This is a genomic window from Methylomonas sp. MS20, assembly GCF_050275925.1.
GTDB lineage: Bacteria > Pseudomonadota > Gammaproteobacteria > Methylococcales > Methylomonadaceae > Methylomonas > Methylomonas koyamae_A.
Map to the genome: position 1 here is coordinate 810,681 of NZ_CP189962.1, position 22,706 is coordinate 833,386.

The 22,706-nt window shown below is 51.6% G+C and carries 19 protein-coding genes and 5 tRNA genes; 20 read left to right on the forward strand and 4 right to left on the reverse strand.

Features of this window, described 5'->3' with window-relative positions:
• Position 1: 1 nt before the first annotated feature.
• The 4 genes from ACQE3D_RS03525 to hemA are packed head-to-tail and all read right to left on the reverse strand — an operon-like array spanning position 2 to position 3,637.
• Positions 2-424 carry a M67 family metallopeptidase gene (locus tag ACQE3D_RS03525; protein ID WP_313729066.1) on the reverse strand — a complete coding sequence of 141 codons (423 nt, stop codon included), beginning with the start codon at positions 422-424 and terminating at the stop codon, positions 2-4.
• Positions 421-1,302 carry a peptide chain release factor N(5)-glutamine methyltransferase gene (prmC, locus tag ACQE3D_RS03530; protein ID WP_313729065.1) on the reverse strand — a complete coding sequence of 294 codons (882 nt, stop codon included), beginning with the start codon at positions 1,300-1,302 and terminating at the stop codon, positions 421-423. Before prmC ends, ACQE3D_RS03525 begins: the two co-directional genes overlap by 4 nt.
• The gene (gene prfA / locus ACQE3D_RS03535; RefSeq protein WP_064025734.1) at positions 1,295-2,380 is read right to left on the reverse strand and encodes a peptide chain release factor 1; all 1,086 of its coding nucleotides are present in this window, start codon (positions 2,378-2,380) and stop codon (positions 1,295-1,297) included. Before prfA ends, prmC begins: the two co-directional genes overlap by 8 nt.
• Positions 2,381-2,386: 6 nt before the next feature.
• Entirely contained in the window at positions 2,387-3,637 is a 1,251-nt protein-coding gene (gene hemA / locus ACQE3D_RS03540; RefSeq protein WP_313729064.1) for a glutamyl-tRNA reductase, read from the reverse strand.
• A 148-nt stretch (positions 3,638-3,785) separates the two neighbouring features.
• On the opposite strand from hemA, the gene ACQE3D_RS03545 reads away from it, so the two are divergent.
• The 20 genes from ACQE3D_RS03545 (at position 3,786) to rpoC (ending at position 22,656) form a co-directional block, all read left to right on the forward strand.
• Entirely contained in the window at positions 3,786-5,510 is a 1,725-nt protein-coding gene (locus tag ACQE3D_RS03545; RefSeq protein WP_313729063.1) for a tetratricopeptide repeat protein, read from the forward strand.
• A complete protein-coding gene (gene lolB, locus ACQE3D_RS03550) occupies positions 5,510-6,076 on the forward strand; it encodes a lipoprotein insertase outer membrane protein LolB (RefSeq protein WP_064025740.1) in 567 nt (188 codons plus the stop codon). Before ACQE3D_RS03545 ends, lolB begins: the two co-directional genes overlap by 1 nt.
• On the forward strand, positions 6,073-6,942 hold the full coding sequence (gene ispE / locus ACQE3D_RS03555) for a 4-(cytidine 5'-diphospho)-2-C-methyl-D-erythritol kinase (RefSeq protein WP_313729062.1): 870 nt from the start codon (positions 6,073-6,075) through the stop codon (positions 6,940-6,942). The genes lolB and ispE overlap by 4 nt, the downstream gene beginning before the upstream one ends.
• Positions 6,943-6,951: 9 nt before the next feature.
• A tRNA-Gln gene (locus ACQE3D_RS03560) sits at positions 6,952-7,026 on the forward strand.
• Between the two features lie 36 nt (positions 7,027-7,062).
• Positions 7,063-8,016, forward strand: coding sequence for a ribose-phosphate diphosphokinase (locus ACQE3D_RS03565; protein WP_064025744.1), 954 nt, complete (start codon positions 7,063-7,065; stop codon positions 8,014-8,016).
• Positions 8,017-8,071: 55 nt separating this feature from the next.
• Positions 8,072-8,668, forward strand: a complete 597-nt coding sequence (locus ACQE3D_RS03570; protein ID WP_082885371.1) for a 50S ribosomal protein L25/general stress protein Ctc — start codon at positions 8,072-8,074, stop codon at positions 8,666-8,668.
• A gap of 12 nt (positions 8,669-8,680) precedes the next feature.
• Positions 8,681-9,235 carry an aminoacyl-tRNA hydrolase gene (gene pth / locus ACQE3D_RS03575; RefSeq protein WP_313729061.1) on the forward strand — a complete coding sequence of 185 codons (555 nt, stop codon included), beginning with the start codon at positions 8,681-8,683 and terminating at the stop codon, positions 9,233-9,235.
• 52 nt (positions 9,236-9,287) lie between these two features.
• Positions 9,288-9,372 (forward strand) — tRNA-Tyr (locus ACQE3D_RS03580).
• A 24-nt stretch (positions 9,373-9,396) separates the two neighbouring features.
• A tRNA-Gly gene (locus ACQE3D_RS03585) sits at positions 9,397-9,470 on the forward strand.
• A 19-nt stretch (positions 9,471-9,489) separates the two neighbouring features.
• Positions 9,490-9,565: transfer RNA gene (locus ACQE3D_RS03590), tRNA-Thr, on the forward strand.
• Between the two features lie 35 nt (positions 9,566-9,600).
• Positions 9,601-10,791, forward strand: coding sequence for an elongation factor Tu (tuf, locus tag ACQE3D_RS03595; protein ID WP_281022268.1), 1,191 nt, complete (start codon positions 9,601-9,603; stop codon positions 10,789-10,791).
• 38 nt (positions 10,792-10,829) lie between these two features.
• Positions 10,830-10,905 (forward strand) — tRNA-Trp (locus ACQE3D_RS03600).
• 38 nt (positions 10,906-10,943) lie between these two features.
• Entirely contained in the window at positions 10,944-11,324 is a 381-nt protein-coding gene (gene secE / locus ACQE3D_RS03605; protein ID WP_281022269.1) for a preprotein translocase subunit SecE, read from the forward strand.
• The gene (gene nusG / locus ACQE3D_RS03610; protein ID WP_064023908.1) at positions 11,325-11,858 is read left to right on the forward strand and encodes a transcription termination/antitermination protein NusG; all 534 of its coding nucleotides are present in this window, start codon (positions 11,325-11,327) and stop codon (positions 11,856-11,858) included.
• A 101-nt stretch (positions 11,859-11,959) separates the two neighbouring features.
• The gene (gene rplK, locus ACQE3D_RS03615) at positions 11,960-12,391 is read left to right on the forward strand and encodes a 50S ribosomal protein L11 (protein WP_064023907.1); all 432 of its coding nucleotides are present in this window, start codon (positions 11,960-11,962) and stop codon (positions 12,389-12,391) included.
• Entirely contained in the window at positions 12,391-13,086 is a 696-nt protein-coding gene (gene rplA, locus ACQE3D_RS03620) for a 50S ribosomal protein L1 (protein WP_064023906.1), read from the forward strand. Before rplK ends, rplA begins: the two co-directional genes overlap by 1 nt.
• A gap of 181 nt (positions 13,087-13,267) precedes the next feature.
• Complete coding sequence (gene rplJ / locus ACQE3D_RS03625) at positions 13,268-13,762, forward strand: 50S ribosomal protein L10 (RefSeq protein WP_064023910.1); 495 nt, start codon at positions 13,268-13,270, stop codon at positions 13,760-13,762.
• 47 nt (positions 13,763-13,809) lie between these two features.
• Positions 13,810-14,181: a 50S ribosomal protein L7/L12 gene (gene rplL, locus ACQE3D_RS03630; RefSeq protein WP_064023905.1), complete on the forward strand. Its 372-nt coding sequence runs from the start codon at positions 13,810-13,812 to the stop codon at positions 14,179-14,181.
• A 129-nt stretch (positions 14,182-14,310) separates the two neighbouring features.
• Positions 14,311-18,387, forward strand: a complete 4,077-nt coding sequence (rpoB, locus tag ACQE3D_RS03635; RefSeq protein WP_313729060.1) for a DNA-directed RNA polymerase subunit beta — start codon at positions 14,311-14,313, stop codon at positions 18,385-18,387.
• Positions 18,388-18,456: 69 nt separating this feature from the next.
• On the forward strand, positions 18,457-22,656 hold the full coding sequence (gene rpoC, locus ACQE3D_RS03640; protein ID WP_071158708.1) for a DNA-directed RNA polymerase subunit beta': 4,200 nt from the start codon (positions 18,457-18,459) through the stop codon (positions 22,654-22,656).
• The last annotated feature ends 50 nt before the right edge of the window (positions 22,657-22,706 follow it).

The following is a 22,706-nucleotide window of genomic DNA, read 5'->3' on the forward strand; positions in this document are numbered from 1 at the left end:
TTCAGGATTCGGTCATCGTCAGTATCGCTTCCCGGCTGACGCCGTTGTGAATTTGAAAGGCGCGCAATTCCAATACGCCTTTGGTATTCAACGAAACGATCAATTGCAAGGCCGTCGGATATCCGCTTTGCTCGATGTCGGCCGGCGACGGGACGGCCGGAGCGCTGGGATGGGAATGATAGATCGCGAATAGTGTTTCGCCTTTATCGCGCATCTGCTTCATCGCGGCAATTTGTTGGCGGCTGTCGAGCAAAAAGCGGGTGCCGGGCGTTTCGGCATCGTTGGCGATCGGGTAGCAGCTAATGGGTTTGCCGTCCGCGTCGGCGCCGATTAGACCGCAAACTTCCGCCTCGGGCGACAGTTGCGCCAAGTGCAACAGTTGGTTGGTGAGTTTGCGCGGGAGTTGGATTTCCGATTTATTCATAGGGGTTGCCATAGGCCTGAAGTAACGCGGGGATTGCCGGCGAGGTCGCGATGGGTAGCGACTGCCCGGTAACCGTGATTGTCGAAAATGGCTTGGACCGGCGCGGCTTGCTCGTAACCGTGCTCCACCAACAAACGCCCGCCCGGCTTTAAATGCCGGCCGGCTTGTTCGGCGATCGACTCGATGTCGCTCAAACCCTGTTTTTGGCTGACCAGCGCAGAGCGCGGTTCGAAACGCAGATCGCCCTGTTGCAAATGAGGGTCTTCCGCGGCGATATAAGGTGGATTGCTCAGGATCAGGTCGAAGTCTCGTTCCGGCACTTGCGCAAACCAATCCGAAACAACGAAGCGGACATTGTCGACCGCGAGTCGCTCCGCGTTGCGTTCGGCGACGGCCAAGGCCGGGCTGGAATTGTCGCAGGCTAAAACCGTGCTCAACGGCCTTTCCGCCGCGAGCGTGATCGCCAGTATTCCCGAGCCGGTGCCGAGGTCGAGTATTTTGGCGGCCCGGTCCCTTGCCAGCCAGACGAGGCTGAGTTCCACCAACAGTTCGCTGTCCGGGCGCGGAATCAGCACGTCCGGGGTCACGATAAATTCCCTCGACCAGAATTCGCGCAGACCGAGTAGATAAGCGACCGGGTGGCCTTGGCTTCTCAGCTCGAGCATGCGCTGGAATTCTTCGGTTTGCGGCAAGTCCGGGTGACGTTCCGGCCAGGCCCGCAAATACGAGCGGGGTTGCCGCAAGCAATGACATAACAATACTTCGGCATCGAGTCGCGCGGACGGGGACGTGTTTGCCAGTTGCCGCTCGCCGGCCTCGAGTAGCGTTGCTATTGAGGTAGAGCCGGGGTCAACGACAGGTTTGGTACTATCAAGCATTGCCCAGTTGGGTTAGCAGTTCGGCTTGGTGTTCGTGGATCAAGGGTTGGATAACTTGATCCAGGGCGCCTTCCATGATGTCTTCGAGTTTGTAGAGGGTCAGGTTGATGCGGTGGTCGGTGAGTCGGCCTTGCGGATAATTGTAAGTGCGAATGCGCTCGGAACGGTCGCCGCTGCCGACTTGCAGCTTGCGGCTTTCCGATTGCTCGGCGTGTTGCTTTTCCTGCTCGGCGGCCAGCAATCGCGCTTGCAGTACCGACATCGCGCGGGCGCGGTTTTTGTGTTGCGAACGTTCGTCCTGGCATTCCACCACCACGCCGGTGGGAATATGAGTGATCCGGATCGCCGAATCGGTGCGGTTGACGTGCTGACCGCCGGCGCCAGAGGCGCGGTAGGTATCGATGCGCAAATCGGCCGGATTGATCTCGATTTCGTCGACGCTGTCGACTTCCGGCATGATCGCGACGGTGCAAGCCGATGTATGCACGCGGCCTTGCGATTCGGTTTCCGGCACGCGTTGCACCCGGTGTGTGCCGGACTCGAATTTCAGTTGCGAATACACATTCTGGCCGGCCACGCGCAGGATGACCTCTTTATAGCCGCCGTGCTCGCCGCGATTTTCGTTGATGATTTCCACGCTCCAACCTTGGCGCTCGGCATAGCGTTGGTACATGCGCGCCAGATCGCCGGAAAAGATCGCGGCTTCGTCGCCGCCGGTGCCGGCGCGAACCTCGAGAAATATATTGCGGTTGTCGTTGGGGTCCTTGGGTAGCAACAGGATTTGCAGTTCTTGTTCGAGTTGTTCCCTCAGTTGTTCGGTCGAGGCGATTTCCTCCTTGGCCATCTCCCGTAAATCCGGGTCGCTGTCCTTGGCCATTTCCCTGGCCGATTCGAAATTAGCTTCGTTTTCCCGATAAGCGTTGTAGCAGGCCACGATGGGTTCGAGTTGGGCGTATTCTTGGCTTAGGCTGCGGAATTGGTTTTGGTTGCTTTGCACTTCCGGTTGAGTGAGCAGTGCGGTGATCTCCTCGAAGCGCTCGCCGAGGTTTTCCAGTTTGGTTTGTATCGAGGGTTTCATCAAGGGTTAACGTAATTTGAAAATTTCGCGCGAGGCGGCGATAAGATCGTGGCGCTCGTTGGCGCCGGCTTCGCGCAATTGCGCGCAGGGCGTGTGGATTAGTTTATTGGTCAGCGTGTGGGCCAGGCGCTGTAACACTTCTTCGGCGGATGCGCCGTTGCCGAGCTGCTGAACGGCTTTTTGTAACGCTTCGTCGCGCGCCAATTCAGCTTGCCGGCGGTAGTCGCGAATGGTTTCTTGGGCGCCTTGCGAACGTAACCAGGCCAGGAAGTGTTCGACCTGGGTGTCGATGATTTCCTCGGCCTGCTCTGCGGCCCGGCGGCGCGAGTCCATGTTTTGGTTGACGGTATTTTGCAGGTCGTCGACGGTGTACAAATAGACGTCGCGCAATTGCGACACTTCGGCTTCAATGTCGCGGGGTACCGCGAGATCGACCATGAACATCGGCTTATGCTTGCGCTTTTTGATGGCGCTCTCGACCCGGCCCTTACCTAGAATCGGCAATTGGCTGGCGGTGGAGGAGACGACGATATCGGCTTCGGCCAGATGGTCGGGTAGTTCCGATAGCGCGATCGCATAGCCGTTGAATTGCATTGCCAGGGCGTGGGCCTTGTCGTAGGTGCGATTGGCGATGATGACACGGCCGATGCCGTGCTGATACAAATGCCTAGCGGTCAATTCTATCGTTTCGCCGGCGCCGATCAGCAGTGCGGTTTGTTCGCTGAGTTTATCGAAGATTTGCTGCGCCAGTTGCACGGCGGCAAACGCGACCGATACCGGACTGGAGCCGATCGCGGTATCGGTGCGAACCTTCTTGGCGGCGGAAAATGTGTGATGAAACAACTTGCTCAGATTCCTGCCCAGCGTGCCGGCCTGATAAGCCGCGTGGTACGCGGTTTTCATTTGGCCGAGAATTTGCGGCTCGCCGAGTATCATCGAGTCTAGGCCACAGGCTACGCGAAACATGTGGCGTATGGTTTCGCTGTCTTTATAGCTGTACAAATAGGGCGTAAACTCCGCCGGCCGAATTTGCTTGGTGTCGGCGATCCACTCGATTAAAGGTGCTTGGCTATCGTTGTCGGTTTGACAGTAAAACTCGGTACGGTTGCAAGTCGACAGAATGGCTGCCTCGTTGATTTCCCGCAGACTCCGCAGATTCCGTAACGTGAAATCCAGGACGTCCGTCGGGAACGACAGGCGTTCCCGGACGGCTACCGGCGCGGTGTTGTAGTTAATGCCTACGGCGAGAAATGTCATCGGCTGCGAACAATAGCACACTGAAAGTATCTTATTTTAAGGACTGCGCGGTTTTTGTCCAAATGCAAACAAAGCCGGCCCCGTTTCGGCGCGGTTTTCTGGTAATCTATGGCTCCATATTTCTTGAAAAAACGGGTCGAATGATTGCATGAATAAATGGATAGGCATCGCAATACTTTCCGCTTTGTCGGGGTGCGCGTTAGCGCCGGAACAGCCGGCGGAAAACGAGGCCGCGGCGGTCAAGCCCGAGGGCTTGGATTTTAGAGTCAACCGCAATACCGTGATCGACGAGGAAGTCTTGTATTTGCTGATGGCGGCGGAAATGGCCGGTCAGCGCAATCAATACGATTTGGCCATGGATGCCTATCTGCAAGCGGCCAAGCGCGTTAACGATCCGCGAATCGCCGAGCGAGCGGTAAAAATCGGTTTGTTCCTAAAGGACGAACGGCGCACGCGCGAGGCTTTGTCGATCTGGCTGGAGAAAGACGGAAAAAATCTCGGTGCCCGAAAATTCGCGGTGATGCTGGCGTTAAAAAATGGCGACCGCAGTGCGGCTGTCGATCACCTGAATGCGATGCTGAACGATGATCCGGCCGGTTTCGAGGCCGGAATGTTGGAAATGGCCAAGATTTTGGAAAAAGAAGGCCGGGTACAGTTCGCATACGACGTTTTGGACGAATTGGCCAGGCAGCGACCCGATCAAGCCGGCTTGTTGTTCGTTCAGGCAGTGTTCGCTTCATTATTGCCGAATAACGAATTGGCCCAGCAAAAAATCGATAGAGCCCTGGAGTTGCAACCCGACTGGAATAAAGCAGTCATTTTTCAAGCGCAATTAGCCGGTCGTGCCGGCGACATGGCCAAAGCCCGGCAGTTTTTGGAAAAGGCGGTCAAACAGGCGCCGGACGACAAGCAGTTGCGGAAAATGTTGCTGGAGGTGTTGATTAACACCGGCGGGTTCGATGAAGCGATTAAATTATGCCAAAGCGTTTTGGAGGATAAGCCTGACGATCCTGAGACGCTGTTTATGCTGGCGGTTATTTACTTGCAACAGAATCAATCGGACAAAGCTGAAAATTATTTAGAAAAACTCGTGAGTAACCCGGATTGGGAAAGTCAGGCCAGTTTTTATCTGGGAAAGATAGAACAAGAGCGTCAGCGGCCCGACAAGGCGATTGCCTGGTTCGACAAAGTGGGTGAGGGTAATTACGCATTTGACGCCGACATGGCGGCTTTGTCGCTATTGATGGCGCAGAAACGATTCGATGAAGTCGAGAGCCGAATCGGGCGGATGGAGACCAAGTATCCAGACCGGCGCTTGCGGGTGTTGCTGGCCAAAGCCGAGCTCTTCAATCAACAAAGCAATTACTCCGAAGCGTTTGGTGTGTTGTCGGAGGCGCTCAAGGAAGTGCCTGACAATCGCGAGGTCTTGTATGCCAGAGCGCTGGTTGCCGAGCGCTTGGACAAGCTGGATGTTCTGGAAGCTGATTTGTTAAAGATCTTGGAAAAGAAACCGGATGATATCGCGGCGTTGAATGCCTTGGGTTATACATTAACAGACAGGACAAATCGCTATAGCGAGGCTGAGAAATATTTGGAGAAGGCCCTGGTCTTGCAGCCGGATGAGGCGGTTGTGATCGATAGTTATGGATGGTTGCAGTTCAAATTGGGCAAGCCGGAACAGGCCTTGGTTTATTTGCGTAAGGCTTACGAAAAGCAGGCGGAAAACGAAATAGCCGCTCATATCGCCGAGGTGTTGTGGTCGTTGGGTGAGCAAAAAGAGGCCACGGAGTTTTTTGAAGGCGTTTACAAGAAATTTCCCGACGACGAATATTTACTTGAGTTTAAGAAGCGGTTTCTCCAGGTTACGCCGTAGTGAATCAGCGTGTTTGGTGGTTAGTCGTTCTCGGTTTGCTGGCCGGCTGCACTACGCTGTCGGAGGGGCCGGTTCTCGAATACCGGCTGGCTGACGCAGGTGCGGCGCAAACTTTAGATCGTTGGTATTTCGAGGGGCGTTTGTCCTTTGTCGACGAGCGGGAGTCGGTTTCGGCTAGTGTGAATTGGCGTCACTCCAACCAAGTCGATGAAATCGAATTGGTTGGGCCATTGGCGCAAGGGCGCGTTAGGATTTCCGTGAGCGGCGACGTTGTTGCGATCGATGACGGTGAGGCGCGTCGCGAACTTCGGGGGGATGTTGACTCGATGGTAGAGGAAGGGCTGGGTATTTCCCTGCCGATCAGTGCGTTGCGGTTCTGGGTGTTGGGCGCGAGTCAGCCGGAATCTACGGTTACCGTCCAGCCAAGCGGTTTTTTTCAGTTGGGGTGGTTAGTGATTTTTCAAGAGATGCTTCAGGTGGAGCGAGTCGCTTTGCCGAGGAAAATGAGTGTGCAGCGGGACAAAACCCGAATAAAGTTATTTGTGGATCGGTGGGATTTGTCGTGACGAGAATTCAAGAAAATCGTTGGGGTGAGCGTTGGCCGGCGCCGGCCAAACTCAACCTGATGTTGAGAATTACCGGTCGGCGACCTGACGGTTATCACTTGCTGCAAACCGTATTTCAATTAATCGATTTGTGCGATTGGTTAACATTTCATCCGCTTGACGAAGACGTGGTTGAATTGGTTACCGAGATTCCAGGCGTGGCGGCGCAAGACGATCTCACCGTCAGGGCTGCCTTGTTGCTAAAGCAACATACCGGATGCAAGTTCGGTGTGAGAATTCAGGTGGACAAGCTGTTGCCGATGGGTGGCGGTTTGGGTGGAGGCAGTTCGGACGCAGCGACGACATTGGTGGTGCTGAATGCCTTGTGGGGGCTGAATTTGTCGACCGAAACTTTAATGTGTTTGGGGTTGCGTTTAGGTGCCGACGTGCCGGTATTTGTTGCCGGGCATTCCGCATGGGGAGAAGGGGTGGGTGATGTCTTAACGCCAATGACATTGCCTGAATCCTGGTTTGTGGTCATTAAGCCGGACTGTCACGTGAACACGAAGGAAATTTTTTTAGCTGACAGGTTGACACGGGATAGTAAATCAATCAGAATGAGCGACTTTATTGCAGGGGATAGCGTAAACGACTGTCTCGCTGTGGTTAGGGAGTTGTATCTGCCCGTGGCGAATGCATTGGACGCCTTATCGGGTTATGCGGAATCTCAGTTGACTGGTACGGGCGCGTGCGTGTTCGCGCGGTTTGAAAGCAGGCTTTCGGCTGAGAAAGTTTATTCTGCTTTGAAGGGTGATTGGTCGGTTTATTTGGCCAAGGGGGTAAATAAATCCCCGCTTCATAAGATGTTCGGACACGGATCTGTTTAATCTAATTTTTGGGCTGTCGCCAAGCGGTAAGGCACGAGGTTTTGATCCTCGCATACCAAGGTTCGAATCCTTGCAGCCCAGCCATAATCCTCGTATGTAGCCTCTTGGGAGTATGCTTCAATGCACGAAGCTTCGGTAATGGTATTCTCCGGTAATGCCAATAAGGCGTTGTCCGAAGGTATTGTAAAGAAGCTTAATATGCGGTTAGGCATGGCCAGTGTTGGCCGGTTCAGCGATGGTGAGATTTTTGTAGAAATTGAAGAAAACGTAAGGGGGCGGGATGTCTTTGTAATCCAGCCTACTTGCGCGCCAGCCAACGAAAACCTGATGGAGTTGTTGGTGATGATCGATGCCTTGCGCAGGGCATCGGCGGCAAGAATTACGGCGGTAATGCCTTATTACGGTTATGCGAGACAAGACCGTCGCAGTCGCTCGGCTAGGGTGCCTATCACGGCTCGGCTGGTTGCCGACATGATAGGTAATGCCGGAGCAGATCGAGCATTGACGGTGGATTTGCATGCCGATCAGATAATGGGTTTTTTTGCAATTCCCGTTGATAACGTCTATGCGTCTCCCATTCTTCTGGGTGATATTTGGCGGCAAGAGTACGAAAATTTGATTGTTGTCTCTCCAGATGTTGGGGGGGTTGTTCGGGCGAGGGCTATAGCCAAACGGTTAGGTGATGCGGATTTGGCCATCATCGATAAGCGTAGGCCTAGGCCGAATGTGTCCGAAATCATGCATATTATCGGCGATGTCGAAGGGCGCACTTGCGTGATGGTCGATGATTTGGTCGATACGGCCGGTACTCTTTGTCATGCTGCGGATGCTTTGAAAAAGCACGGAGCGAATAAGGTGGTGGCCTATTGCACCCACCCGGTTTTATCCGGGGCGGCTGTAGACAATGTCAGAAATTCGGTCTTGGACGAGTTGGTTGTAACAGACACGATTCCGTTAAGTAACGAGTTGGTGGCTGTTGATAAGATTCGGCAGCTCAGTGTGGCGGAGATGCTGGCTGAAACAATCAGGCGGATCGCCGTAGGCGAGTCGGTTAGTTCGCTTTATGTGGATTAGGGTTTTATTAGTTTTTGGGCGAGTGCCTTTTGGGGTGCTGCTTTTGGAGAAATAAATGGCTAACGTATTTGAATTTGTAGCGGAATCTCGCTCAAGTGCTGGAAGTAGTGCTTCGAAAGGGGTTCGTCGCATCGGTAAGGTTCCGGCGATTATTTATGGTGCTGGTGCTTCCCCGCAAATGCTGGTGCTGGATCACAATGAAGTTGTTAAGCATTTGGAGCATGAGGCTGTTTACTCTCATGTGTTGGATGTGAAAATCGACGGTAAAACTGAAAAAGCCGTTTTGAAGCAGATTCAAAGACATCCTGCCAAGCCGCAAATTCTTCACATGGATTTTATGCGTATCGATGAAACGCATAAGTTGAAAGTTCATGTGCCGTTGCACTTTGTCAACGAGGCGGTTTCCGTTGGTGTTAAAAAAGGCGGCGTTGTTACTCATGCGATGGTCGATGTTGAGGTGCTTTGTTTGCCTGCGGCGTTGCCTGAGTTTATCGAGGTCGATTTGGCTAAGGTCGAAATTGGCGAGGCCGTACACTTGTCCGATCTCAAATTGCCTAACGGTGTTGAGGTCGCTGCCCTCCAGCACGGTGCCGAGCATGATCATCCTGTTGCACAAATCGTCAAATCTCGTTCTGGTGAAGAATCGGAATAACAGTGTTTTTTGATGATTAAGGTGCTGGTTGGTTTGGGTAATCCAGGTCGGCAGTATGAAAAAACCCGGCATAATGTCGGGTTTTTGTTTCTCGATCATCTTTTGCTTGGTTCTGGTGGGCGCTGGCGAAATGTAAGTGGGTTTGAGGCGGAGATTGGGGAGCTGGTTATCGGCAATAAGATGCTGGTGTTGGTAAAGCCTCAAACGTTTATGAACAGAAGCGGGTCTTCGGTTGCTAAGGTTTTAAAGTACTACAAATTTGCGAGAGAAGCGATGCTGGTTGCTCACGACGACCTTGAGTTACCGATGGGTGTGGTTAAAACCAAGCAGGGTGGTGGGCATTCGGGGCATAACGGGCTTCGCGACATTATCGCGCATTTGGGTTCAAACGAGTTTGCTAGGTTGAGGTTCGGCATCGGGCGTCCAGACATAGGAGAGCGTGTCGCTGATTATGTGCTGAGCTCTCCTTCTAAGGAAGTGTTATCAAGGCAGTCTATGTTGTTTGATGCTGTCTCGGCCAAAATAGAAGGGATGCTTAATGGTGAAGAGCTTGTCTACGGGCTTTAAAAAGATATTGACTGAAAGGTTTAAAACGAGGATAATTGACTGATTAAGTAAAGGAGGGGTTCCCGAGCGGCCAAAGGGATCAGACTGTAAATCTGCCGGTTCTACCTTCGGAGGTTCGAATCCTCCCCCCTCCACCACTTCATTTGAAATTAGAAGGCTACGCGGGTGTAGTTCAATGGTAGAACTCCAGCCTTCCAAGCTGATTGCGTGGGTTCGATTCCCATCACCCGCTCCATTTTCTGGAAGTTTATTTTGCTCATATAGCTCAGTAGGTAGAGCACTTCCTTGGTAAGGAAGAGGTCACCGGTTCAAATCCGGTTATGAGCTCCAGTTTGGTTGATTGTTTTGTGTAGGGTGTTTTTACAATGGCAAAAGAAAAATTTGAAAGAAAGAAACCGCACGTAAACGTGGGCACGATTGGTCACGTCGACCATGGAAAAACCACGTTGACCGCCGCGTTGACGAAAGTAATGGCGGAGCTGCAAGGCGGTGAAGCAAAAGCTTTCGATCAAATTGACAATGCGCCAGAAGAGCGTGCGCGCGGTATTACTATTTCGACCTCGCACGTTGAATACGAGTCTGCGTCACGCCACTACGCACACGTAGACTGCCCGGGTCACGCCGACTACGTCAAAAACATGATTACCGGCGCCGCTCAAATGGATGGCGCGATTTTAGTTTGCTCGGCCGCCGACGGTCCGATGCCGCAAACCCGCGAGCATATCCTGCTGTCTCGTCAGGTCGGCGTTCCGTACATCGTGGTGTTCCTGAATAAAGCCGACATGGTCGACGACGCGGAACTGATCGAGCTGGTTGAAATGGAAATTCGCGAACTGTTGAATCAATACGAATTCCCCGGCGACGACACCCCTATCATTATCGGCTCCGCGCTGAAAGCGTTGGAAGGCGATCAAAGCGAAATCGGCGTGCAATCCGTCGTCAAGCTGGTTGAAGCACTGGACAGCTATATCCCTGAACCAGAGCGCGCGATCGACGGCAAATTCTTGATGCCGATCGAAGACGTCTTCTCGATTTCAGGCCGCGGCACCGTCGTTACCGGTCGTGTAGAGCGTGGGATTATTAAAGTGGGTGAAGAGGTCGAGATCGTCGGCATTCGCGACACGCAGAAAACCACCTGTACCGGTGTAGAAATGTTCCGCAAACTGCTCGATCAAGGCCAAGCGGGCGACAACGTAGGTGTCTTGTTGCGTGGCACCAAACGCGACGACGTCGAACGCGGTCAAGTTCTGGCTCACGTGAACAGCATCAAGCCACACTCGCACTTTAAAGCCGAAATTTACGTGCTGTCCAAGGAAGAGGGTGGTCGTCATACGCCATTTTTCAACGGCTATCGGCCGCAATTTTACTTCCGTACCACCGATGTCACAGGCGCGGTTGAATTGCCGGAAGGCGTCGAAATGGTGATGCCTGGCGACAACATCTCCGTCACCGTCAAATTGATCTCACCGATCGCGATGGAAGACGGTCTGCGCTTTGCAATTCGCGAAGGCGGTCGCACCGTGGGTGCCGGCGTCGTGGCTTCAATTATCGAATAAGTTGCCTTTAGGCGACTGCACAATGAGTTCTCTGGAATAGGTCAGTAGTTCAATTGGTAGAGCAGCGGTCTCCAAAACCGCAAGTTGGGGGTTCGAGTCCCTCCTGGCCTGCCACCCAGGGTTTCTTTCTTACTTACATCTTTAGTCAAGCAATGAACGCACAGGCAGAAGAAGCTACCTCGGTAGGCGATATAGTAAAGCTGGCTTTTTCGCTGGTTGTTATGGTAGCGGGCATCGTTGCGTTTTATTATTTTTCGGATTTCCAGCTTCTCTACCGCGTTCTCGGATTAGTTGCATTGATTTCTGGGGCGGTTGCGGTTTCATTTACGACCGCGAAGGGTAGAGAGTTTTGGGGTTTTATGCTTGAGGCCAAGCAGGAATTTAAGCGTATCGTGTGGCCAACTCGCGACGAAGCGGTCAGGACCACTTTGATGGTGTTCCTGATGGTATTTATTGTCGGTCTGATATTGTGGTTGCTTGATATGTTCCTGTTTTGGGGTGTTCAGCTTTTGATGAATCTGGGGATTAAGTAAATGGCGCTACGTTGGTATGTGGTTCACGCCTATTCGAATTTCGAAAATAAAGTCAAACAGGCCCTGGAAGAAAGAATCAAGCGCGAAGGCTTGAGCGAATACTTCGGCAAGATTCTGGTCCCAACCGAAGAGGTAGTTGAAATGCGAATGGGGCAGCAGCGCAAAAGCGAGCGTAAGTTTTTTCCCGGATATGTTCTAGTACAGATGGAGTTGAACGACGAAACATGGCATTTGGTTAGAAACGTTCCTCGTGTATTAGGTTTTATTGGAGGTGCCTCCGATAAACCTTCGCCGATTTCTGACAAAGAGGCGATGGCGATACTGAGTAGGGTTGAAGAAGGTGTGAACAAACCTCGCCCGAAAGTGTTGTTTGAAGTTGGTGAGGTGGTTCGCATCGTTGATGGGCCGTTCAAGGACTTCAATGGAAGTATCGAAGAAGTCAATTATGAAAAAAGCCGTTTGCGCGTTTCGGTCCTGATTTTCGGAAGGTCTACTCCAGTTGAGTTAGAGTTTGGACAGGTTGAAAAAGTCTAATTCTTGTATTGAGATTTTGTGAAAATCCCTGTCATCGAGGTGGCAGGGATTTTTGTTTGTTGGGGAGCTGGAAAGCGTTAATACCCGTTTAGGAGCGAAAAATGGCAAAAAAAATTGATTCGTACATCAAGCTGCAGGTGAAAGCAGGCGAGGCAAATCCAAGTCCACCGGTGGGCCCCGCGCTTGGTCAGCGCGGTGTTAACATCATGGAGTTTTGTAAGGCTTTTAATGCCCGCACTCAAGAGGTTGAAAAAGGCTTGCCTCTTCCCGTTGTAATTACGGTTTACAGCGACAAGAGCTTCACCTTTATTACTAAAACACCGCCTGCATCAATTTTGCTTAAAAAAGCGGTTGGCATTAAAAGCGGCAGCAGTAAGCCGAATTCCAATAAAGTTGGTACCGTTACGCGCGAACAACTCGAAGAAATCGCGAAAACTAAAATGGAAGATTTGAATGCGGCCGATATGGAAGGGGCGATTAAAACAATCGCAGGTAGCGCTCGTAGCATGGGTTTGAATGTGGAGGGCGTGTAATGGCTAAAATCACTAAACGTGCAAAAGCAATCAAGGAAAAAGTTTCTAGAAATAAACAGTACAGTATTTCAGAAGCAATTGGTTTGTTAAAAGAATTCGCCAATAGCAAATTCGACGAATCAGTCGATATTAGCGTTAATCTTGGTGTCGACCCTAGAAAATCCGATCAGAACGTTCGTGGTGCTTCCGTGTTGCCGCACGGGACAGGTAAAACCGTGAGAGTGGCGGTTTTTACCCAAGGCCCCAATGCCGATGCCGCTAAAGAAGCTGGCGCCGATATCGTTGGTATGGACGATTTAGCCGAACAAGTTAAGCGCGGCGAAATGAATTTCGATGTGGTTATTGCGTCTCCCGACGCGATGCGGGTCGTCGGTCAGCTTGGTCAAATCCTGGGTCCAAGAGGCTTAATGCCAAATCCGAAGGTCGGCACGGTGACGCCTGATGTTGCTACTGCCGTGAAAAACGCAAAATCGGGTCAAGTTAGGTACCGGACGGATAAGGCTGGCATTATTCATTGTTCTATCGGTAAGGTTTCATTCGATGAAGTGGCAATTAAACAAAATCTGGAGTTTTTGATTGCCGACCTTAAAAAAGCAAAGCCGACCGCCGCGAAAGGGGTTTATCTGAAAAAGATTTCCTTGTCTTCGACAATGGGGCCAGGCTTGTCTATCGACCAAAGCAGCGTCGATATCTAATCACATTCACGACTTTGGGTTGCCGGTAAACGGCAACCGTCAAAGACCGTAGGGGCGAAAGCTTAATCATCCTACGCAGACGGAAGCTGGAACCATCGATGGTGAAAGGGACCGTAAGGAGCATCGCAAAGATGCGTTTTATTGTTTCTGATATCACATCGGAAAATAATTGGAGAAAAATGTGGCACTCAATTTAGATGGCAAAAAAGTTGTCGTAGAGGAAGTTGCTGAATTCGCCGCCAAAGCCCACTCCGCAGTTGCTGCGGAATATCGTGGATTGACCGTTACCCAATTGACGAAATTGCGTAAAACCGCGAGAGAAACGGGCGTTTACTTGCGAGTAGTCAAGAACACATTGGCTAAACGTGCTGTTGCGGGAACTGAATTTGAATGTATGCAGGAGGGTCTGGTCGGACCGCTGATCCTCGCATTTTCAATGGAAGATCCAGGCGCCGCCGCGCGATTGGTAAGCGATTTCGCGAAAGAAAACAATAAACTGGTTGCGAAGGTTGTTGCGATCGGTGGTCAAGCATTTGATGGTTCCGAACTGGAGCGCTTGGCCAGACTGCCGACTCGTGATCAGGGCATCAGTATGCTGATGTCGGTCATGAAAGCCCCCGTCGAGAAACTCGCCAGAACCTTGGCGGCTATCAGAGACGAGAGAGAAGCGGCATAACTATCGCCTTAACCAGTTAATTAGTATTAAATTTAGAGGAATTAAGAATGGCAATCTCAAAAGAAGATATTTTGGAAGCAGTCGCGAACATGACTGTCATGGAAATCGTTGATTTGATTTCTGCAATGGAAGAAAAATTTGGCGTATCCGCGGCTGCTGCAGTCGCGGTAGCTGCTCCGGCTGCTGCGGCGGCGGTTGTCGAAGAACAAACCGAATTTGATGTAATTTTGACCGGCTTCGGTGAAAACAAAGTCGCGGTCATTAAAGCTGTACGCGGATTGACCGGTTTGGGCTTGAAAGAAGCAAAAGACGCTGTCGAAGGTGCACCTACGACTGTCAAAGAAGCTGTGAACAAAGCAGAAGCAGAAGCCGCCAAGAAAGAACTGGAAGACGCAGGCGCAACTGTCGAAATTAAATAATTATTTCGACAGCACCTTGGGCAGCGAATGCCCAGCAAACCGGGCTGGCGGTATTTTACCGCCGGCCTTTTACTGTTTGTCAAACAAACGGTAGTAAATCATCCCTGACGACGAAGGTATAGAAGCAATATGGCCTATTCTTTTACCGAAAAAAAGCGCATCCGTAATAATTTTGGGAAAGGTTCGGAAGTACTCGAAGTTCCCTATCTCTTAGCAACACAGATTGATTCTTACGCAAATTTTTTGCAGTTGGGCGCGGACCCAGAAAAAAGACGCAATCAAGGATTACATGCTGCATTTTCGAGTGTATTTCCGGTGGTTAGCCACTCAGGATACGCGGTTCTGGAATATGTCAAGTATCGTTTAGGTGAGCCGGCGTTCGACGTCAGAGAGTGTCAGCAGCGGGGGGCCACTTTCTCCGCGCCATTGCGCGTAATGGTGCGCTTGGTGATTTACGACAAGGACGCCCCTGCCAATACCAAAGTCGTAAAAGATATTCGCGAGCAAGAAGTCTACATGGGTGAGTTACCGTTGATGACTGAAAACGGCACGTTCGTTATCAATGGAACTGAGCGCGTCATCGTGTCGCAATTACATCGTTCGCCTGGGGTGTTTTTCGATCACGATAAGGGTAAGACTCACTCTTCCGGTAAATTGCTGTTTAACGCTCGAGTGATTCCGTATCGCGGCTCTTGGTTGGATTTCGAGTTCGACCACAAAGACGCGGTTTATGTGCGTATCGACCGCCGCAGAAAGATTCCGGCAACGATCTTGCTGCGCGCCTTGGGTTACGACAACGAAGAAATGATTCAAATTTTCTTCGACACCAATAAGTTTTCGTTGACTGCCGACAAATTCATGTTCCACGTGATTCCGGAACGGCTGCGTGGCGAAATGGCGGTGTTTGACATAAAGCATGACGGTAAAGTGCTGATCGAAGAAGGTCGGCGCATCACCGCGAAACACGTTCGCCAACTCGAAAAATCCGGCGTCACCGAGATCGAGGTGCCACGCGATTATTTGTTCGGGAAGATTCTTGGGCACAACGTTGTGGATACAGCCACTGGCGAATTGTTAGCCAGCGTTAACGACGAATTGACCGAAAACCTGTTGCAAAAACTGATCGATGCCGGTGTCAGCGAGATCAACACCTTGTACGTAAACGATTTGGATCGGGGCCCATATATTTCCAACTCGATGCGCCTGGATACGACAACCAATCGCTTGGAGGCCTTGGTAGAAATTTACCGGATGATGCGCCCAGGTGAACCGCCCACGGTCGAATCCGCCGAAAACCTGTTCGAGAACCTGTTTTTCACCGACGAGCGTTACGATTTGTCGGCAGTCGGCCGGATGAAGTTTAATCGGCGCTTGGGCCGAGAGGAAATCATCGGTACGGGCACGTTGAGCAAGGAAGACATCATCGACGTATTGAAGGAGTTGATCAAAATCCGCAACGGAAACGGCATTGTCGATGACATCGATCATTTAGGTAATCGCCGGGTACGGTCCGTGGGCGAAATGATTGAAAACCAATTTCGGATCGGATTGGTGCGAGTCGAGCGAGCAGTTCGAGAACGCTTAACTCTGGCTGATTCCGAAGGGCTGATGCCGCAAGAAATTATTAACGCTAAGCCTGTGTCTGCCGCAGTGAAAGAGTTTTTCGGCTCCAGCCAATTGTCGCAGTTTATGGATCAAAACAATCCATTGTCGCAAGTGACCCACAAGCGCAGGGTCTCCGCGTTGGGTCCAGGCGGTTTGGCCAGGGAGCGTGCCGGTTTCGAGGTTCGCGACGTTCATACCACGCACTACGGTCGGGTTTGTCCGATCGAAACGCCGGAGGGACCAAATATCGGTTTGATCAACTCGTTGTCGGTCTACGCCAGGACTAACGAATACGGCTTTCTTGAAACGCCGTACCGGAAAGTAGTCAACGGTATGGTGACCGATCAAGTCGATTATATTTCGGCTATCGAGGAAGGCGAGTATGTGATTGCGCAGTCCAGTGTCGCGGTAGACGAACACGGTAAATTGGTCGAAGGCTTGGTATCCTGCCGCTACAAAGACGAATTTACGTTAGCTTCGTCAGAGACCGTGCAATATATGGACGTGTCCTCCAAACAAATCGTTTCGGTCGCGGCATCGATTATTCCATTCTTGGAACACGACGACGCTAACCGGGCGTTGATGGGCTCCAACATGCAACGGCAAGCGGTTCCGACCTTACGAGCGGAGAAACCGCTGGTTGGTACCGGTATGGAGCGTGTCGTCGCCAAAGATTCCGGCGTAACTGTTGTGGCGACCCGTGGCGGTCGTATCGAAGCGGTTGACGCGGCCAGGATCGTGGTGCGAGCCAACGATAATGAAACGGTCGCCGGCGTACCGGGTGTCGATATTTACAACCTGATTAAATACACCCGGTCTAACCAAAACACCTGCATTAATCAGAAGCCGCTGGTTAAATTGGGCGATATCGTTAACAAGGGCGACATCCTCGCCGACGGTCCTTCTACCGACTTGGGCGAGTTGGCTTTGGGGCAAAACATGCTGATCGCCTTCATGCCTTGGAACGGCTACAACTTTGAAGACTCGATTCTGGTCTCCGAGCGCGTGGTTAAGGAAGATCGTTTCACGACAATCCATATCGAAGAGAAAACTTGCGTCGCCAGGGAGACGAAGCACGCTCCGGAGGAGATTACCGCCGATATCCCGAATGTCAGCGAGGAAGCGTTATCCAAGTTGGACGAGTCTGGTATCGTTTACGTCGGTGCCGAAGTCAAGGGTGGCGACATCCTGGTCGGAAAAGTTACGCCCAAGGGCGAGACTCAACTGACGCCGGAAGAAAAACTGTTACGGGCTATTTTCGGCGAAAAAGCCGCCGACGTTAAAGACACCTCGTTACGGGTGCCTGGCAACGTAAGGGGTACCGTTATCGACGTGCAGGTATTTACTCGCGACGGTGTCAAGAAAGATAAGCGCGCTCTGGAAATCGAAGAAGCCGAAATCAAGCGTTATCGGAAGGATTTGGACGATCAGCTGAAAATTGTCGAGCACGATATTTTCGCGCGGGTCAAAGCGATGTTAGTTGGTAAGAAAGCTGAAAAAGGTCCGAATGGTCTGAAAAAAGGCGAGGATATCGTTCGCGAGTATCTGGATAGTTTGGTCCCTTCGGAGTTGATGAAAATCAAAACCCAAGACGAGGATATCAACGTTCAATTGGAAACGATCGCCGAGCATATCGAGCAACAACGCAAGGAATTCGACGAACGTTTCGAACAGAAAAAGAAAAAAATCACGATGGGCGACGATTTGGCGCCTGGCGTGCTGAAGATGGTCAAGGTTTATTTGGCGGTCAAGAAGCGTATTCAGCCCGGCGACAAGATGGCGGGTCGACATGGAAATAAAGGGGTTATCTCCCAAATCGTGCCGATCGAAGACATGCCTTACACGGCGGACGGTAATCCGATCGATATCCTGCTGAATCCGTTGGGCGTACCTTCGCGGATGAACGTCGGGCAGGTGTTGGAAACCCATTTGGGTTGGGCCTCGAAAGGCTTGGGCATCAAAATCGGCAAAATGCTGGAAGCTCAGGCCAAAGTTGTTGAAATTCGCGGTTATCTCGAAAAAATCTACAACTGCAGCGGACGGAAGGAAGATTTGGATTCGTTCTCCGATAAAGAGGTGCTGGAGTTGGCGGCCAATTTAGTTGGTGGCGTCCCGATGGCAACCCCGGTTTTCGACGGCGCATCCGAGGATGATATCCGGGAAATGTTGCGTCTGGCCGATCTGCCTGAACACGGACAAACTCGGCTTTACGACGGGTTAACCGGTGAACCGTTCGAGCGTGAAGTCACCGTCGGCTACATGTACATGCTCAAATTGAACCACTTGGTGGATGACAAAATGCACGCGCGTTCCACGGGGCCATATAGCTTGGTCACTCAGCAACCGCTGGGCGGAAAGGCGCAATTCGGCGGCCAGCGTTTTGGGGAGATGGAGGTGTGGGCCTTGGAGGCTTATGGCGCCGCTTATACCCTACAGGAAATGTTGACCGTGAAATCCGACGACGTTACAGGCCGTACCCGAATGTATAAAAACATTGTCGACGGAAACCATTCAATGGAAGCGGGAATGCCGGAATCCTTCAACGTTTTGGTCAAGGAAATACGTTCGCTTGGCGTCAATATTGAAATGGAACAAGAGTAATCGGGCTCTGGATTTGGTTCTGGACAACATCGGATAACAATTAGAGAGGATAAGCTCTTGAAAGATTTAATGAATTTTTTAAAACGTCAAGGTCGCACCGAAGATTTCGACGCTATCCGCATTGGTTTGGCTTCTCCCGACATGATTCGCTCGTGGTCGTATGGCGAAGTGAAAAAGCCCGAAACGATTAATTACCGCACATTTAAGCCTGAGCGTGATGGTTTGTTTTGCGCCAAAATCTTTGGTCCTATCAGCGACTACGAATGTTTGTGCGGTAAATACAAGCGCTTAAAGCACCGCGGTGTAATTTGCGAAAAGTGCGGGGTCGAAGTAACGCTATCCAAGGTTCGTCGCGAACGGATGGGACACATCGATCTGGCCAGCCCGGTCGCTCACATTTGGTTCTTGAAGTCTCTCCCGTCGCGTATCGCGTTGCTGCTAGACATGACTCTGCGGTCGATCGAGCGCGTGTTGTATTTCGAGACATTCGTCGTCACCGATCCCGGTATGTCGCCGTTGGAAAAAGGTCAGTTGTTGACCGACGAAGAGTATTTGAATGCGATGGAAGAACACGGCGATGATTTTGTCGCCAAAATGGGCGCCGAGGCGATTTATGATCTGTTGAAATCCATCGACTTGAAAGATGAAATCAACAAGTTGAAGGAAGAGATCAATTCGACCAACTCCGACACCAAGATTAAAAAGTATTCTAAACGGCTGAAGGTCATCGATTCTCTGCTGGCGTCCAACAATCGTCCGGAATGGATGATTATGACCGTGCTGCCGGTGCTTCCGCCCGAATTGCGTCCGCTGGTGCCGTTGGACGGTGGCCGTTTCGCGACCTCCGACTTGAACGATCTGTACCGCCGTGTCATCAACCGCAATAACCGTTTGACTCGGTTATTGGACCTGAACGCCCCGGACATCATTGTTCGCAACGAAAAACGAATGCTGCAAGAAGCCGTCGATGCCTTGCTGGATAACGGCCGTCGCGGCCGGGCCATTACCGGTAGCAACCGGCGCCCGCTGAAATCGCTGGCCGATATGATCAAGGGCAAGCAAGGTCGTTTCCGCCAAAATCTGTTGGGCAAACGGGTCGACTATTCGGGGCGTTCGGTAATCGTGGTCGGTCCAACCCTGAGATTGCACCAATGCGGTCTGCCGAAAAAAATGGCCTTGGAGCTGTTCAAGCCGTTTATATTCAGCAAGCTGCAACTGCGCGGATTGGCGACCACTATTAAAGCCGCTAAAAAAATGGTCGAGCGCGAAGGCGCCGAGGTGTGGGATATCCTCGAAGAGGTCATCCGCGAGCATCCGGTGTTATTGAACCGTGCGCCAACACTGCACCGTTTGGGCATCCAAGCATTCGAGCCGACCCTAATAGAGGGCAAGGCGATCCAACTGCACCCGCTGGTATGTAGTGCATTTAACGCCGACTTCGACGGCGACCAAATGGCCGTGCATATTCCGTTGTCGATTGAGGCGCAGTTAGAAGCTCGTACCTTAATGATGGCGACCAACAACATCTTGTCGCCCGCAAACGGAGAGCCGGTGATCAACCCGTCGCAAGACGTGGTTTTGGGCCTCTATTACATCAGCCGTGAAAAAGTCAATGCGGTCGGAGAAGGCAGCATATTCACCGATTTGGCCGAGGTTATGAAAGCCTTGGATGCCAAGACAGTGGAGTTGCAAACCAAGGTTCAGGTCAGGATTACTGAAAAACTTAAAAACGCTGACGGTGAGTGGGAAAGCATCACCAGTCGTAAACAAACAACGGTGGGGCGTGCCCTGATCTGGGAGATTGCTCCTGATGGCATGCCGTATGAGCTGATCAACGTTGATATGACCAAGAAAAACATTTCGAGGTTGATCAACTATAGCTACCGCTACTTAGGTATAAAAGAAACAGTCATTCTCGCCGACCAAATCATGTATTTGGGTTTCAAATACGCAACGAGAGCGGGTGTTTCGTTCGGTATCGAAGACATGGAAATTCCGGCTAAAAAAGCCGATATCATTCGTTCCGCCGAGGCCGAGGTTAACGAAATCCAGAATCAATATGCGTCAGGGTTAGTGACCGACGGCGAGCGATACAACAAGGTCGTCGATATTTGGTCGCGGGCAAACGATCAAGTTGCGAAAGTGATGATGGAAGGCTTGGGTGAAGACGAAGTGGTCGACGCCAAAGGTAATAACGTCAAACAAAAATCGTTTAACTCGATCTTCATGATGGCCGAATCTGGCGCGCGGGGTTCAGCGGCGCAGATTCGCCAATTGGCGGGGATGCGCGGATTGATGGCTAAGCCGGACGGTTCGATCATCGAAACGCCAATTACAGCGAACTTCCGGGAAGGTCTGGACGTATTGCAGTATTTCATCTCGACGCACGGTGCTCGTAAAGGTTTGGCGGATACGGCGTTAAAAACCGCTAACTCCGGTTATCTAACTCGACGTCTGGTTGACGTGGCGCAGGATCTGGTGATTGCCGAGCTGGATTGTGGGACCCAAAACGGTCTGACCATGACGCCGATCATCGAAGGCGGCGATGTGGTCGAGCCGCTGGTCGATCGGGTATTGGGCCGCGTGGCAGCAGTCGATGTGACCGACGCTTCCGGTTCAAAAGTGTTGATCCCGGCGGGTACGATGATCGATGAGAACCTGGTGACCGTTTTGGAGGAAAACGGCGTTGATAAAATGCTGGTTCGGTCGGTTATTACTTGCGAATCTCGGGTGGGCGTTTGCGCCAAATGTTACGGCCGCGATTTGGGACGTGGGCATCTGGTCAATAGCGGCGAGGCCATTGGTGTCGTCGCGGCTCAATCGATCGGTGAGCCGGGTACTCAGTTGACGATGAGGACCTTCCATATTGGTGGCGCGGCCTCCAGGTCGGCGGCTGTCAGCAATGTTCAAGTTAAATCCAGCGGTACCGCAAAACTGAATAACCTGAAGACCGTTAGAAACCGAGAAAACAACTTGGTCGCGGTATCCCGTTCCGGCGAAGTTGGCGTGATGGACGATTATGGCCGTGAAAGAGAACGCTATAAGATTCCGTATGGCGCGGTACTTTCGGTCGACGACGGCGGACGTGTCAGTGCCGGTGACATTATCGTCAACTGGGACCCGCACACTCATCCAGTTATCACCGAAGTGGATGGCTTCATTCAGTTGATCGATTTTATCGACGGTATCACCGTTCAAGAGCAGTCGGACGAAGTCACCGGGCTTACATCGCGTGTGGTAACCGATCCTAAGCAACGAAGTGCGGCCGGTAAAGAGCTGCGCCCCATGGTACGGTTGATAGACGAACAAGGTGGACAAATTAACTTACCTGGAACCGATATTCCGGCTCAATATTTCTTGCCCGCCGGCGCAATTGTCGGGGTTAAGGATGGTGGTGAAGTAAAGGTTGGTGACGTATTGGCCCGGATTCCGCAAGAATCCAGTAAAACCCGCGATATCACCGGTGGTTTACCGCGGGTTGCGGACTTGTTCGAAGCTAGAAAAACCAAGGATCCGGCCATTCTTGCCGAAGCTACCGGTATGGTGTCTTTCGGTAAGGAGACGAAGGGTAAGCAGCGCGTCATCATTACCGACGCCGAAGGGGAGCAATATGAAACGCTCATTCCAAAATGGCGTCATATCACGGTGTTCGAAGGTGAGTTTGTAGAAAAAGGCGAAACGATTGCCGAAGGGGAATTGACGCCGCACGATATTCTGCGTCTGAGAGGTATCGAGGAGCTGTCTGATTATCTGGTTAAGGAAATTCAGGATGTTTACCGTCTACAGGGTGTAAAAATAAACGACAAACATATCGAAGCCATCATCCGGCAAATGCTCCGGAAAGTTGAGATAACGGCTTCCGGCGAAACCGATTTTGTGAAAGGTGAGCAGGTAGAGCGCGTATTGGTCAATATTGTTAACGAACAGGCGGAAAAAGAAGGGAAAATTCCTGCTAGCTATGACTCGTTGTTGTTAGGGATCACTAAGGCATCGTTGGCGACTGAGTCGTTTATATCCGCCGCCTCTTTCCAAGAGACCACAAGAGTGTTGACCGACGCTGCAGTGCGAGGCATCAGCGATAGTCTGAACGGCCTAAAAGAAAATGTCATTGTTGGTCGTTTAATCCCGGCCGGTACAGGTCTGGCCTATCACGAACAAAGGCGGAAAAAACGACATGCCGACTTGGCGAGCGGGATGGATTCCGGCATGTCTTCAGTCGAAGTGGTCGATGTCGAGGAAGCGCTGAAACAGGCGTTGAATATAGAATAGCTCTAGTAAAAAAGCTTGACCTAACAATGATCTGCAGGTATTATGCTCTG